Genomic DNA, 13,451 nt, shown 5'->3' with positions numbered 1-13,451 from the left:
TCCAAAATATCCCGCTCTTAGAGCGGGAAGATTTAGTGTGTTCCAAAAGGTTAATAGCCCAAATGAAACATGTGTAGGGTATTCATCTTACTTTAACGTTACTTGTTATGGGCAAGTACGCGTGTTTTGCAGTAGATGTTGAGTATAGGTCAGGCTTTGCGTGAGCGCTTCCTGATCTTGATACAGTTTGTTCAGTAAGCTTGCGCCATTCCAAAGATAATAAATCTGTCTGGCCAACAATGCGCTATCACCGTTTGGGATAGAGCCATCTTGAATACCGACATCAATACACTCAGCCATAGCTTGAATGGTCTTATCAGCGCCTCGACGCAGTGCGATACGCATAGGCTCCGATAAATCTGACACTTCGGCGCTTAGCTTCACTAACAAGCATTTGTTTGCATTACAGACATCATCTTCTACTTTTACCATTTCTTCAAAGTAGCTCATTAAGCGTTGGTAGCCATTGAGCTCGGTATTAGTGAAGCGGGCAGTCAATTGTTCAAAATACTTGTTGAAGTAATCTTGAATCATTGCCTCACCAAACTGTTCTTTAGATTTGAAGTAATGATAAAACGAGCCTTTTGGCACTTCGGCCGTTTTTAATAGCTCTGAAAGTCCAACACTCGTAAACCCTCGGGTAACAATCAATTCGTACCCGACGTCGAGAATGTGTTGGCGTGTGTCATTTGTTTTTGCGTTCATGGGCGGTACTATAAGATGAATTAGACCAGTCGTCTAGGTTTTTGTGGTCTACTTTTTGATCAATTCGTATTCGATAACAAATAGCTTATCGATATCCGGATAGATTTCTCGAATCAACTGTTTGAGTTTTGGCAACTCGATGGCTTCTTGTTCTGCGTGAAACTCATTGATTTCATCAAAGTTTAATGGCTCAACAGACAAGATTTTGATATCACAAACCTTACGGTCAGTTTCCAACGTGAACACTTCTACTTCTGTGTTTGGTACATAGTGACTTTCTGATTCGTCACGAATAGTGATGGTCTTTTGGCCAGAAGTGATCAATGGCGTGAGAAATTCGAAAAAGGTAATTTTTGTTGGATGAGATGACATGAGGCTCTCTTTTCTCCGGGTTATTTGGCAAGATTATATACCCAAATAACCCAAAGGTGTTTGCCTAACAACAGGTGCGTCACCTGCCGGTGAGTCTACGCACGAGAGCGAGATGTTCGAAAGAGGGTAATCGCTTTGGCACCAAAGTACCCTAGGATCATACCAATCCAGTTGGTACTCAAATCGTCAAAGCTGAATGAACGGCTTTCAATAAACAACTGGCTAAATTCTTCCGCCGAGATGATCAGTAGTAAGCAAAACAGCAGTCGAATCCCGAACGCATCCATTTTGGTTGCGTGGGTAAAGCGAGGGAAGGTAAACACAGCGAGAAAACCAATCAACATGCTAAACGTAAAATGCAGCGTGCTTGAGCCTCCAACATAGTTTTCCATAGTCAGATAAACGGCATGATTTAGCTCTGAACTCTTCCACAAAGAAAGGCCGATTGTCAGTAGAGATATAGAAATAAAACCTAAACGTGCGATCGTCGAAGTCATCGTTAGCCCACCGGAAAGAAGCCTAAATAGCGTTTTACAAAATAGAGCGCGGCAAGGTTTTGGATCGCCATGCCGATCGCCATTGCCCATGCCGCCCCCAGAACGCCGTAGCTTTGGCTAAGAAAAACCAAAAGAGCGATGGAAATAGTGCCTGAACAAATCGTGATGTATTTCATCGTTCTCTCATGGCCGCTCATTAGCAATAAAAATCCTACCGAGCCAGTGGCGATATTGACCAGCTGCCCTAAAGAAAGGACAACTAACAGCGGAGCTGCCGCAAGAAATTCATCACCAAAAAGCTGCATGACGAATTCAGGAAATAGGGTGCAAACCAAGACAGGAAGTAAAGCTGCGCCAATGTTTGCACGACAAGCCCATCGACTTAAATTTCGCAGTTTATCCAGCTTTCCCTCTTTAAAAAGAGAGGCGAACATTGGGGCAACAACGAAGTTAATGGTAATCAGTACAAAGCCAATCAGTAGCGATGTTCGTTGCGCTGCTGCTAACAACCCTAGCTCCGTGGTAGAAATGAAAAAACCAGCAATAACAATGCTTCCCCATTGGAGGATATTGGTGAAAATGCTGCCAATCCACACTTGCTTCGCAGAGGAGATCAGTTCGATATTTGTTGTCGGGGTCGGCTTTTGATATTGACCAGAGCTAAACCATTTAGTCGTTGAAGCAATACTGACGATCAGACTGGCCAGTAGCAATGCCGCCATTAGGCTGTTGATGTTTTGTAAGTGCAGTGTGCTCAGGCCAATAATGAACAAAACCATGAGTACACTGACGCCGAGTTGAAGCGCGAATAGGGATGGCACCACCATTCTACTTGCTTGTAAAACACGGCTGTTGGTTTGTCCTAATACGAGGAAAGGTACGCACATCAGCGCGAGCGTAATCGCCACTATTGGACTGTTGGTTTGATTCAGTTGATTTGGAAACAGGTAAAAGCCGACAAATAGAGTAACGGCAGCCATGAAACAAAATGTGATACTGCGAGTTAAAGCCGTCCAATAGTTGTCACTTTGCTGTTGAATATCTCCGTTGCTAAACGCGATAGCGTTGAATCGGACTAAAGCAACGTCAAAGCCTCGCTGAGAAATAATGGCTGTGAGCGATACGAGATTGAATAAGAAGAAAAACTGACCTGAAGTGGATGCATCGGTTGTGCGCGACACGATGAGCGTAAGCAAAAAGGCAAATAATGCACTGAAAACTCGGGTGATCGCCGTTTTCATGCCGAGTGACAGCAAGTTCTTTTTGCCACTCGGCATAAGTAGCAATTTTTGTTGAATGGTTTGAAACATTCTATTTCTCTAACTGTAAATGTTGTTTAGAGCGAGGCGTTGTTTTTCTTCACTGAACGTCTCATTCAACTCGGTGGTGTATTGGCGAAAATCAATGTCATCATAGTGGTTGATGCAATGTGTCATTTGCTTTGCCATGTCTTCTGGTGTTTGCGCCAAAAAAGGATAGTTGAGATCTTTTGTGGCACCAATAGAACGAATCACCATAGGAAGGTGCAGCTTCGCGGCTTCTAGAATCGTTAAAGGCATACCTTCCCATGCGGCGGTATGTAAATAGAGATCGGAGGCTTGCAGTTTCTTAACCACTTCATCGCGAGGAAGCATACCCGTTACTTGTACGTCTTCGGCTCTTAACGCTTGCTCTAGCTCTTTGTCTCCTCCTCCAATCCAAGTAATGTCTAATTGGCGATTGAGCGCAAATCGATTCAAGCAACGGAGTGTGTTAAGTAAAAATTGAGGGTCTTTCTGTGGTGCGACACGCCCTAAAACAACAATGTTCAATGCTGCTTGATGGTCTCGGCCGACACGCGTCGCACTTTGATAAGAAACGTAGTTGTTCAGCAGTTCCGCTCGTTTTGCTCCAATGCTAATGGCTAAATCACATTCGCGCTGACTGCAGCCTGCCACCACGTCAATTTTGTTGAGCATCACCTTTTCTAAAGCTCTGTATAGTTGGCGAGCGAAGCCTGAAATGTCTTCTCGTTCAAACGCATAGCAGTGCGGGGTATACACCAAGCGGGCGTGGTTGAGTTTCAAAAATCGACCTAAAAACCCGGCTTTGCTAGAGTGCAAGTGCACAATATCGGGTTTTATGTCATTGATGGTTTGATTGGCGTCTCGCACAAACTGCAGAAGCCCACCTTCCACCCATCTCGTTTGAGCAAAAACATCGTGATTGCTGTCTTTGGTTAAATCATTGTGACGCGCTCTAGCAAGCAAAAAGTGTTCATACGGTTCATGTCGAGATGAATGTACATAGCTGTACAGTGCGGTTTGAACACCGCCACCAAAGGCTTCGGTAATATGCAGTACTTTTTTCATGCTGACTTTGTCCCTGGAGTTTTTAACCACTTGGTTTTGAAAGCTTCTCGTTCTTGCTGCGAGTAAATATGGCGATAAAGCGGTAAGTCATACATGTAAAACAACTTAGAAAAATCGTAATGCTGTTTAAAGTATTGGTGGATGTTGGAATACCATTTGTTCTTTGCTTCATTGCTGTTTTTAAGAACAAAGTTGTCGACATTTAGGAAGTCTCCAATCTCTTTGTCAAGGGAACTCAGTTGCTCGCACTTAATCAGAATGACGCTGGCTTTGTCATTGTTGAACGTAAAAAATGGTTGAGTGTTATCGATCTCTTGGCGCATGACATCGATGCTGAAGTTACGTTTTAGCTCGTTATCGAACCAATCTGCGAAGTAGTTCAGGTTGATGTAGTTATCAAAGCAATGCTCGAGATGCTTGTAGGTCACTTCCATATCGCGGTGGATGGCATCGTTCTTTTTGCCTTCGATAAATTGCAGATGCAAATCTTGGAAAAAACGGGAGAAAACCGTCGCAATCGGGTCACGGATTAATGTAACGATCTTGATTTGCTCGCGCTTTTGCAAAATGCGCTTGCGTTGATTCAGAACCAAACGGTACATCGCGCGATTTTTAAAATCGAAGAATTTACTCACATCCTTTTTGTTGTGGTACATGTGAAATTCTTCATGATCGTCAAACGTGTGGATGTGGTAGCTCGGAATATTACGCGCTTCCAAAGTATGCTCGATAGATGACGAGCCCACTTTCCCCATTTGATACACCAAGACGAAGTTATCAGCCCGAAGTTCTCGGTTCTTTTCAAATTGTCGAGCGATAGAGTATTTCATTGATCAAATCCTTGATTATTAAAATTCGTGACTTTTATTGACTGGCAGCGAATGGATGACTGTCTGAGGTTCTTGTGTTCGTTTTCGACTGATCATAACTGGCAACAAAAGTATCAAAATGATGGTGGTATTTACGGCAACGAAGAACACCATGATGAGGGCGTAAACCGCGAGTAAAAGACTTTTTCTGTTGTCATCAATACTGCGAAAACAAAATTTGATGAAAAGAAAGTAGCCTCCAAACAGAAACGCAATGCCGAGCAAACCGTATTCGATGGCGGTATCGAGCACAAAGTTGTGGGTGTAAATTGCTAATTCATCGTAGTTGAAGTAATCGATCATAAAGTTGGGCAGCATTTTGGCGCCCACGCCTAAAATAGGGTGCTGCGTTAAGATATCCATGCCGTTTGCGAGTAGCAGCTTGCGATGCAAGTTGGACACCCATCGCGCTTCACTTTGGTTGGCAAACAAAATGTCTTCTTGAGTGATCTCCAGTTTATCGGCAAGAGCATCAAAACCGACGTAGAGCGTGGTAGAGACTGTTCCAATAACCACAAATGCCAACGCCAAGAGAAGCATCCATGTATAGGTTTCACTGATGGTTTTTCGCATCCAGTTTTTAATAAAAATCTGATCGAGAAAAAACAGCAAACAAAAGCCCAGCAGAGCTTTTCGTTCTTGAGATAAAACGAGTAGCGCAAATGCAACTAGCATTAAAAAAGGGAACAGGCGAATTTTGTCGCGATACAAATAGAGTAGCGAGCACAACACTCCAAATCCGTATTTACTGACCCCGAGTAATTTAAATCCGCTTTGATAGCCTTGGGCGAAGTGCCATGCTGCGACTAGCGCACAGATGATAAAAAGTAGGTAGGTGAAATAGACCATCACTCGCTCATCATCAAATGCTCCGTAAGCGTAAAGTAAGCTCAGTAGACAAAGAATGGCTAGCCACTGAACGGTTTCGATCAATAGTGGGGCCAAAGGCACTCTGTTCAACAAGCCATTGATAAATACATATCCAGTAAACAGTACCAAGAATCCGATACATGGATGCAACAGTTGCTTTGCTCTTCCTTCTAAAATGATCAAGGCGATTAAGCCAACAGAAAGCAAACTTGCGATATCGGAAGGCGCAAGTGCCACGCCACCTACAGCGAATTTCACTGGGACAAAAAACAGTGCCAGAGTAATAGCTGCAAGGAGTGGAACGGTATTACTTATCGGTACAGAGCTGTTGGTAGATTCCATAATAGCCCTCTCGAAATTTGTCGATGGTGTATAGTTTGGCTCGGTTGACGGAATAATGACTTGCCGAATTGTAAAGAGCCGCGTCTTCGCATAGCTCTGCAACCTTTTGCGCAAGCAGATTGCTATCACCGACTTCGAACAGATATTTTGAGCTGCCGGTAACCTCATCTAATCCCGGAACATTGGACGAGAGTACGGGCAAACCTGCTGCCATCGCTTCTACGGCGGCGAGCCCGAATCCTTCAACGTGGGAAGATTGCACGTAGATATCCATATCGCTGAGAAAGAGAGGAATATCGGATACGACTCCGTGAAAATGCACGCGAGGTGAAACGTTTAACGATTGAGTTAGTCGTTGAAGCGAGGCTTTTCTATCTCCATCTCCAGCAAGGTGTAAGTGGTAGTACTCAGGCAGTTTTGCGATGGCGTGAATTAACGTTTCGTGATCTTTGTGTTCATGTAGTCGGCCAACCATGCCAATGTTGATGGTTGCTTTCTCGCTGAGATCGTGGGCTTGTTTAGCCGTCATCGGGAAGCGATTTAAGTCGACGCCGTTATGTACAACTCGATACTTGTGTTGGTACCGAGGCATGAACTTCACCAATTCTTCTTGAACTTTTTCACTGATGCTAACGGTATAGTGGTGACCCCAATAGAGGACATATTCGATGAACTTAAACAGAGGGTAATCTCTACGTCGGTTGTAAGAGCAGTGTTCTGTTTGAATGCGTTTTTTCCCGATCGCAAGCAGCGCTAGGTAAATAGAGGGATACAGGTGTCCGTGAACGAGATCTGGCCAGCGTAGTAGTGACCATTTTTCCGATAGAGACAGTGTCTGCCAGTTAAAGCATTGGATTCCCTGTGCGGAGAGTTGTTCCAAATAGTCGTTCTCAGCACACAACACGAGGATCTTGATTTCATACTCGGGATTATGCTCGAGCACCAAGTCCACTAAGAACTTTTGCGCCCCACCATTTTGAGATAGGTCGTTGATGATGTGTAAAATTTTTGTTTTCATCAGTGCGCCATTTGATACTTTTGTTTGAGTTCGGAAATTTCACTTGAAGTAAAAAAGTGGGTCGTCAATTTGGATGACAACATTTCCTCAATAAACTCGGGTTTAGGTTGATAGCTGTTTTTGAAGTCATTGATCAGCGAGGAATACCATTTGTTGTTTGATTGGTTGTCGTGGACCACATCAACTGGATATCCGAGAAAATCGCCAACGGTAGCTGGTGATTGCTTCAGCTTGTCACTTCGGATTACGAGCAGAGAAAAGTTGCCTTGTTGGTAGGTTTGGCAACCAGCTTCATGATCGAACGGTTTATTGAACACGTCGATCCCTGTTAGCATTTTGATTTCATTATCAAACCACTCCAAAGGGTAGTGGTGATTCATGTGCTCTTCGAAAGCTTCTTGCAACAATTGCGGACGCTCAGAGCGAACTGCACTGTCGTCATTTAGGTATTTTTCTGCCATCCAGAAAGGTAAAGATTGAAAGAACATCGAGATATTTCTACCAATCGGCTCTCTCACCAATGAGATGATGCGCACGTCTTGTTTACGTTTGAGCATGTGGCTCATAACGCTTCGCTTGAGCAGACGTTTTACATAATGCTTGTTTGGTTGATGCAGCTTCGCTCTCACTGGAGAGATCTGCTTGTTAGAATCAATCGCCATAAGGTCATGCAAATGAATCGAGTTAGGAATCGACTTTTCTAACGCACTCGAGCCGACTTTACCCATTTGATATATCAGCACCGGGCGTTCTTGGCTTTTTAATATCTGATACCAAGACGCATGTGGATTAGTAGGCGTATTTCTGGACATATAAAGTCTCTCCTTCCTTAGCTTTTGCTTGAGTGATAAGCACGCCAAGAGACGGTATTGAGTGTTGTATTTGTTTAGATAACGCGACATTAACCAGTGATGCTTTGGTGGACTCGGAACGAATCACTGTGATGAGTCCGTTCGCATATTGGCCTAAGATGAGCGCATCACTGACCGACAACAGTGGTGGTGTATCGATGATGATGCGATCGTATTTATCTTGAAAATGGTCCAGTAGTTTTTTGAAGCGATTGGATGCCAGCAACTCTTGTGGGTTGGGTGGAATCAGCCCAGCAGGTAGTACATCTAAATTGGCGTCATCGATGCGAACGATACAATCTTTTATTGCGGTATCCATCGTCAATATGTTGGTTAAACCTGGCTGGGACTCAGGAATATTGAATCGTTTGGCTAAAGATGGACGACGCAAGTCGCAGTCGATAATCAACACTTTCTCCATAGTCGAGAAGGACACCGCCATATTGATGCTGGTGGAGGTTTTGCCTTCCTCTGGAATCGCTGAAGTAAAAGGTAAGATCTTTTGCTTAGTGTTGGTCAGCCTTAATAGCAACGACGTTCGAACAGAGCGACAAGCTTCGCTAAAGAGTTTTTCATCTTTATCTAAGTAGGCGGTATAACTTACCCCATTTTTTCGCAGGGTACGTTTTTTCACCATTGGGATAACCCCCAAGCATGTCACGCCTAGCTTATCTTGAACGTCGTTTGAAGTGCGGATGACTTCTCGCAACGTTTCTAAAATGATCACCAATGCACAAGCGATAGCAAAACCGAAGAATGTGGCGATAAGCACCAGTTTCATTCGTTGTGGCGCGACAGGAAACAGTGGAATGATCGCTTTATCAGTAAAGCGAGCGGTCACATTTTTGTAATCGCTAGTAGCGCTGGTTTCTTTTTCTCGATTTAAGAAAGCTTCGTAAAGATCTTTGTTTGACTCTACTTCTCGTTTCAATTGCTCATAGCGAGCCTTTTGCGAACCCAATGATTGGAAATCTGACTTTTTTCTGTCCAGTTCTTCGCGCAACATGTCTTCTTGAGCTTTCGCTGCAAGTAAGTCTTGTTGCTTACTAAAAGAGATTTCGCGAATCAATTGCTGAGTTCGCTCTTGAATAGAGGCGAGTTGCGCTTTCGCTTGGACCATTCGATCATGCTTTGGTCCATAACGTTGCGCCAGTTCAGAAACGTTCTTCGCAGCTTGGGCTTCGGAAAGTTTTAAATCACGAATCTGAGCTTGATTGGCAAACTCGTCAATGGACAGCAGGCTATCAAGATTCTGAGAAGATTTTCTTTTTAGTAGTTGGATTAGGGTTTGCGCTTCGATGCGCTTATTGACAGCGGTATTGAGTTTACGGTTAAGCTCTTCTAGTTCGTTGGCGTAGATGTCGTCGATACCGTTGATATCAATCAGGCCTTCTTTGAGCAAAAACTCTTGCAAAGCATGCTCTGATTTTTTTAAGCGCTCTTCGAGTTTTTGAGAGTTATTAGTCAGCCATGTTGCTGCATTTTGAGTTACTACGAGCTTGGCTTCGAAGTTGGCATCAATATAGGCCTGACCAACCGCGTTCGCGACTCTTGTTGCTAACTTTGGATCGGCAGAACGAAAGCTAATTCGCACTAACTGTGTGTTTCGAACAGGTTCAATTTCAAGCTTTCTTTTGAAGGCTTGAAGTGCTTGATAGTAAGACTCAGAGTATTGTGATGTCTCTTTTGGGCTAGGAGAAACATTCAATAAATCTTGTACTATTGGGACTGCTTTGATGTCGTCGATTTTTTGTTTTAGTCCACCAGAGCTCGTAAATTCAGGGTGTTGAGTTAAATTCAGTTCATTAATAACTTTGTCGGCAATGTGGTTGGATTTCAGAATAGCGATTTGTGTTTGAAAGTACTCTTTCTTGGTCGTATCTACGCCATACACTTCTTCAATCGACAGCGCACTTTTTTGCTCTTCTTGAATCAATAACGTCGCTGTTGCTTGGTAAATGGATGTTTTGGAGTAGATGTACCATGTGCACGTCAATGAGAATATAAGCGTGAACGCAGCAATGCTAAGCCAGTTTTTTTTCAGCGTTTTAAAGTGATGGCCAAAACGAATCAGTTCCACTTTGTTCATCTGGAAATTGTTGGGATGAGTTCCGTTCATTTGATTACCTGTCACTAGAAGAAGCTCTGATCAATAAAGACAATGTCACCTGGTTCAACCGTGCGCTGCATACTTACGCCTTCTACGGTTTTGCCAGTTTTGTGTTTGGTTAAGTTAATGCTTTTACGTGAAGCTCTATCGGTGAGCCCGCCAGCTAGTGCGATGGCTTTTTCTATCGTCAGTCCTGGTCGATACTCAAATCCTCCGGGTTTACGAACTTCGCCATTGACGTAAAACAAACGGAAGTAATTGATTGTCACCATGACTTTCGGGTTGATCAGATAATCACCTTTTAAGCCCGTTTCGATTTCGTACTTGAGCTGTTTGGGCGTTTTATTGATCGCTTTGATTCGTCCAAGGTAAGGGTAATCAAAGTAACCATCTGACGTGATGAGGATGTTTTTAATAGAAAGATCTTCCTCCCCGTAAACTTGCACTGAAATAGTGTCACCAGTATCGAGTAGGTAATCTTGTTCGTTTGAATTTGCGCTAACAAAAGTACTGAAAAGTAGCAGAGCTAGGCCAATTAACTTGAATAATGGATTCATTAACATTCCTTGTTACAACGAAAATTGCGCGCTTAACGTCCAGACATTTTGGTCGTAGCTATAACCTGAACGATTGGATGTTTTGTCTTGATATTGCCAATCCGCTTTCAATTGAATCCACCGTCTAATTTGATAATCAACGCCAGCGGAAAGGGTATATCGTTCGTCGTTTCTCGTGATGCCGGTGTAATCATCTTCTTGATAAATGCCACCTAAACGAGTGGCTAAATAGCTGTTCCAATCGTGTTTGATATCTAGGCGATAACGAGTCTGTAAGTTGTAGTCACCATCTTGGTCAGGGTTGACGGCTGCTTGGGTAGTTTTGACCGTCACCAACGTTTGCTCTTGTGGTAGCCATTCAAATCCGATATCCCAGCTAAAGCCTTTGAAGGTTTCTCGTTGTTCACTATCAAAGTCTTTAACTTGATAGCCAAGCCTTGCGATACCTTGGGTTTTCCCCGATATTTCCCACTCAGCACCGGTGTAGTAAAAACCGGTGTCGCTGTCTTTTGATGCAGCGCGAGGGTTTTTATTAAGGTACCCGGTGAAGACTTGTTTCGTCCCAACTAACCAATAGGTTTTAGGAGTCGCTCTAAGGTAAAACTCAACGTGAGCGTTTGGGGCACGGAAGTCGTTGTACTTAGTTTTTGCGTTGGGCTTGCCAGGTAAACCGTTACGATAATTTTGGTAAGTTTTATCGCTATAGCCTAAGCCAAATTCGAATCGTCCTTTCGCACCAGCAGAGCCAAACACGTAGTTGGTTTTCAAATCATTTCGGTAAAACTCGATAGGTGAATCGAGAAGATTACCTTGTCCTTCAGTGATGTCTTCACCGCGGATTTCATGCAATGCCTGAAAACGATAATCCACGACTAAACGATGACGATGATTGAATTCAAAAAAATTGGTGAACTGAAAGGTATGGTCATCGTAATCATTCTTATCGTCCGAAGAAAAGCCCGCTTTCAGCTTGTACTGAATGTCTGCGCGATATTGATTGCGTTCGATACGTGCCAACAAGCTAGGCTCTAGTCCCCAAATGTTTACGGATTCTATATCTTGAGATTTTTCCGCTTTGTTTATGTTGTCGTCGCCTTCGTAGAAGGCTTTGACCAATGGGATAAACTCAATGCCAGATTCAGTTTGATACGCCATTGGCTCTGCGAATGCAGCTGTTGAACAAAGGGCAAGCGCAAGCGCTGGAGTTGTTGTTTTCATCATCGCCGCCTTAGTACGCATTGGAGCCAGTAAAGCCTTTGAACACGGTAAGGAAGATGATTTTGATGTCCATCCAAACCGACCAATGATGGATGTAATCCAAATCAAACTCGACGCGTTTTTCCATCTTATCGAGTGTGTCGGTTTCGCCGCGATAGCCGTTGATTTGAGCCCAACCTGTAATGCCTGGTTTGACTTTGTGGCGCAACATGTAGCGCGCGACAATCTGACGATATTCTTCGTTGTGCGCAACGGCATGAGGACGAGGGCCAACGATCGACATAGTGCCTTGTAATACGTTGATAAACTGCGGCAGTTCGTCTAATGAGGTGCGACGTAGAAAACCGCCAAACGGAGTAATACGAGGGTCGTTTTTCGTAGCTTGTTTGATGTTTGGCCCTTGATCCATCGTCGTCATCGAGCGGAACTTCCAAACTTCGATTTTTCGACCATCCAAACCATAACGATGCTGCTTAAATATTACAGGGCCTTTTGACGTCAACTTAATACCGATGGCGATAGCAAGCAGGATTGGTGATATCAACACTAAGATAATGCTAGAGAACAAAATGTCTTCGAAGCGTTTAATCCAGGATGAAACGCCAGCAAAAGGCGTATCGAACACGCTGAGAGTTTGAACTTGACCAATTTGATCCCAGCGAGAATGGAGCAGGTTGTAAGTAAAGAAATCCGGGATCAGATAGGTGTTCGCTGTGGTGTCGGAGAACTGGTTCAGGATGGAAGCAATACGCTCTTTAGCATGCATTGGCATTGCAATGTATACGTAATCGACCTCACCTCGTTTTGCTCGTTCTAACGCTTGGTTTACCGCGCCTTTGATTGGGTATTCGGAGCTAGGCAATCTGTCGCTAGAGCGTTCGTCATAGAAGCCGTCAAATAGAACACCATGCTCGGTGTGGTTTTGAATCTCGTTGGCAAGGGTAATGCCGTGAGGGGTCTGACCGATGATGATAGCGGTGCGTGTGTTGAAGCCCATTTTTCGCAAATAGGCCAAAACGGTACGAAAGGTTACTCGCCACGCCAACAGTAATGCCGGCGTAATAGTAACCCATAACGCTAAGATACTGCGGTCAAACAAAGGGTAAACTTCGGAAAAGTAAAGCACCATGAAAAGTAGAGCGCTTGTCATTAACCACGACATGCAAACAATGAACATTTGCTCTCTAAATGAGCTTGTCCGCCATGAGCGATATAGGTTGCCGCTCTCCGCCATAAACAAAAATGAAATACCCCCGACGAAGGACAAGATGACGTAGTCCTTATCCATCGAGGTATTTGTGTCTTTCAATACTAGGAGCAGCATAAAGGTGACAATGACAGCAAGATCTGAGAGGCGATATAAAAAAGCGAACTCCATCTCATAAGAACGAATTAGTCCTTTGTGTTTCATGACCTAGTTTCCCTTCTAGCACGCTACCGCCATTGGGGTGATTGCCCAATAGCCGTGTCGCGAACGTTTTAATTGATGAGCAGAGACATTTCTATGAATGTTTCTGAATTTCTGTAACGCATAAATTCGAAGGTAAGTTTAAAAATTCGTGTTGTTTAGGTAAGTGGAAATAAGAATGAAATTTAGACCTTTGGCTAAGTTTTGCTGTTTAGGAAAAAGCTGGTACTTGCTACGCAGGGATGAGGAAAAGTATTAAGAAGCGAGTTTGATTATAAAAACT

Annotated in this window: 13 protein-coding genes; all 13 read right to left on the bottom strand. The window is 43.7% G+C overall.

The genetic code is table 11. The features are described 5' to 3' along the window. Positions 1–105: 105 nt before the first annotated feature. The 13 genes from DYB02_RS18575 to DYB02_RS18515 all read right to left on the bottom strand — a co-directional run bounded on the left by DYB02_RS18575 (position 106) and on the right by DYB02_RS18515 (position 13,171). On the bottom strand, positions 106–705 hold the full coding sequence (locus DYB02_RS18575; RefSeq protein WP_005463060.1) for a TetR/AcrR family transcriptional regulator: 600 nt from the start codon (positions 703–705) through the stop codon (positions 106–108). A gap of 48 nt (positions 706–753) precedes the next feature. Then, positions 754–1,077, bottom strand: a complete 324-nt coding sequence (yqfB, locus tag DYB02_RS18570) for a N(4)-acetylcytidine aminohydrolase (protein WP_005485079.1) — start codon at positions 1,075–1,077, stop codon at positions 754–756. Positions 1,078–1,172: 95 nt separating this feature from the next. Continuing rightward, complete coding sequence (locus DYB02_RS18565; protein ID WP_005499684.1) at positions 1,173–1,574, bottom strand: VanZ family protein; 402 nt, start codon at positions 1,572–1,574, stop codon at positions 1,173–1,175. A gap of 2 nt (positions 1,575–1,576) precedes the next feature. Beyond that, entirely contained in the window at positions 1,577–2,884 is a 1,308-nt protein-coding gene (locus DYB02_RS18560) for an oligosaccharide flippase family protein (RefSeq protein ID WP_029804717.1), read from the bottom strand. 9 nt (positions 2,885–2,893) lie between these two features. Further along, positions 2,894–3,925, bottom strand: coding sequence for a glycosyltransferase (locus DYB02_RS18555; protein WP_029804716.1), 1,032 nt, complete (start codon positions 3,923–3,925; stop codon positions 2,894–2,896). Then, positions 3,922–4,755: a putative capsular polysaccharide synthesis family protein gene (locus DYB02_RS18550; RefSeq protein WP_015313523.1), complete on the bottom strand. Its 834-nt coding sequence runs from the start codon at positions 4,753–4,755 to the stop codon at positions 3,922–3,924. Before DYB02_RS18550 ends, DYB02_RS18555 begins: the two co-directional genes overlap by 4 nt. An 18-nt stretch (positions 4,756–4,773) precedes the next feature. Continuing rightward, the gene (locus DYB02_RS18545; protein ID WP_029804715.1) at positions 4,774–6,006 is read right to left on the bottom strand and encodes an O-antigen ligase family protein; all 1,233 of its coding nucleotides are present in this window, start codon (positions 6,004–6,006) and stop codon (positions 4,774–4,776) included. Continuing rightward, positions 5,972–7,024 carry a glycosyltransferase gene (locus DYB02_RS18540; RefSeq protein ID WP_029804714.1) on the bottom strand — a complete coding sequence of 351 codons (1,053 nt, stop codon included), beginning with the start codon at positions 7,022–7,024 and terminating at the stop codon, positions 5,972–5,974. The genes DYB02_RS18545 and DYB02_RS18540 overlap by 35 nt, the downstream gene beginning before the upstream one ends. Then, a complete protein-coding gene (locus tag DYB02_RS18535) occupies positions 7,024–7,836 on the bottom strand; it encodes a putative capsular polysaccharide synthesis family protein (RefSeq protein ID WP_029804713.1) in 813 nt (270 codons plus the stop codon). Before DYB02_RS18535 ends, DYB02_RS18540 begins: the two co-directional genes overlap by 1 nt. Next, positions 7,814–9,994, bottom strand: a complete 2,181-nt coding sequence (locus DYB02_RS18530) for a GumC family protein (protein WP_025628704.1) — start codon at positions 9,992–9,994, stop codon at positions 7,814–7,816. Before DYB02_RS18530 ends, DYB02_RS18535 begins: the two co-directional genes overlap by 23 nt. 14 nt (positions 9,995–10,008) lie before the next feature. Continuing rightward, positions 10,009–10,542 carry a polysaccharide biosynthesis/export family protein gene (locus DYB02_RS18525; protein WP_005463089.1) on the bottom strand — a complete coding sequence of 178 codons (534 nt, stop codon included), beginning with the start codon at positions 10,540–10,542 and terminating at the stop codon, positions 10,009–10,011. 12 nt (positions 10,543–10,554) lie between these two features. After that, the gene (locus tag DYB02_RS18520; protein ID WP_031822839.1) at positions 10,555–11,781 is read right to left on the bottom strand and encodes an outer membrane beta-barrel protein; all 1,227 of its coding nucleotides are present in this window, start codon (positions 11,779–11,781) and stop codon (positions 10,555–10,557) included. Continuing rightward, positions 11,771–13,171, bottom strand: a complete 1,401-nt coding sequence (locus DYB02_RS18515; protein ID WP_023584596.1) for an undecaprenyl-phosphate glucose phosphotransferase — start codon at positions 13,169–13,171, stop codon at positions 11,771–11,773. The genes DYB02_RS18520 and DYB02_RS18515 overlap by 11 nt, the downstream gene beginning before the upstream one ends. Between the last annotated feature and the right edge of the window lie 280 nt (positions 13,172–13,451).

Origin of the sequence: Vibrio parahaemolyticus, from assembly GCF_900460535.1 — a bacterium.
GTDB lineage: Bacteria > Pseudomonadota > Gammaproteobacteria > Enterobacterales > Vibrionaceae > Vibrio > Vibrio parahaemolyticus.
The sequence above is the reverse complement of the archived record's forward strand: the minus strand, read 5'-3'. Positions and strand labels throughout refer to the sequence as shown.

Coding starts and splice junctions, on each gene's coding strand:
- DYB02_RS18575 (WP_005463060.1), bottom strand. CDS start 705: ATGAACGCAAAAACAAATGACACACGCCAACACATTCTCGACGTCGGG.
- yqfB (WP_005485079.1), bottom strand. CDS start 1,077: ATGTCATCTCATCCAACAAAAATTACCTTTTTCGAATTTCTCACGCCA.
- DYB02_RS18565 (WP_005499684.1), bottom strand. CDS start 1,574: ATGACTTCGACGATCGCACGTTTAGGTTTTATTTCTATATCTCTACTG.
- DYB02_RS18560 (WP_029804717.1), bottom strand. CDS start 2,884: ATGTTTCAAACCATTCAACAAAAATTGCTACTTATGCCGAGTGGCAAA.
- DYB02_RS18555 (WP_029804716.1), bottom strand. CDS start 3,925: ATGAAAAAAGTACTGCATATTACCGAAGCCTTTGGTGGCGGTGTTCAA.
- DYB02_RS18550 (WP_015313523.1), bottom strand. CDS start 4,755: ATGAAATACTCTATCGCTCGACAATTTGAAAAGAACCGAGAACTTCGG.
- DYB02_RS18545 (WP_029804715.1), bottom strand. CDS start 6,006: ATGGAATCTACCAACAGCTCTGTACCGATAAGTAATACCGTTCCACTC.
- DYB02_RS18540 (WP_029804714.1), bottom strand. CDS start 7,024: ATGAAAACAAAAATTTTACACATCATCAACGACCTATCTCAAAATGGT.
- DYB02_RS18535 (WP_029804713.1), bottom strand. CDS start 7,836: ATGTCCAGAAATACGCCTACTAATCCACATGCGTCTTGGTATCAGATA.
- DYB02_RS18530 (WP_025628704.1), bottom strand. CDS start 9,994: ATGAACGGAACTCATCCCAACAATTTCCAGATGAACAAAGTGGAACTG.
- DYB02_RS18525 (WP_005463089.1), bottom strand. CDS start 10,542: ATGAATCCATTATTCAAGTTAATTGGCCTAGCTCTGCTACTTTTCAGT.
- DYB02_RS18520 (WP_031822839.1), bottom strand. CDS start 11,781: ATGCGTACTAAGGCGGCGATGATGAAAACAACAACTCCAGCGCTTGCG.
- DYB02_RS18515 (WP_023584596.1), bottom strand. CDS start 13,171: ATGAAACACAAAGGACTAATTCGTTCTTATGAGATGGAGTTCGCTTTT.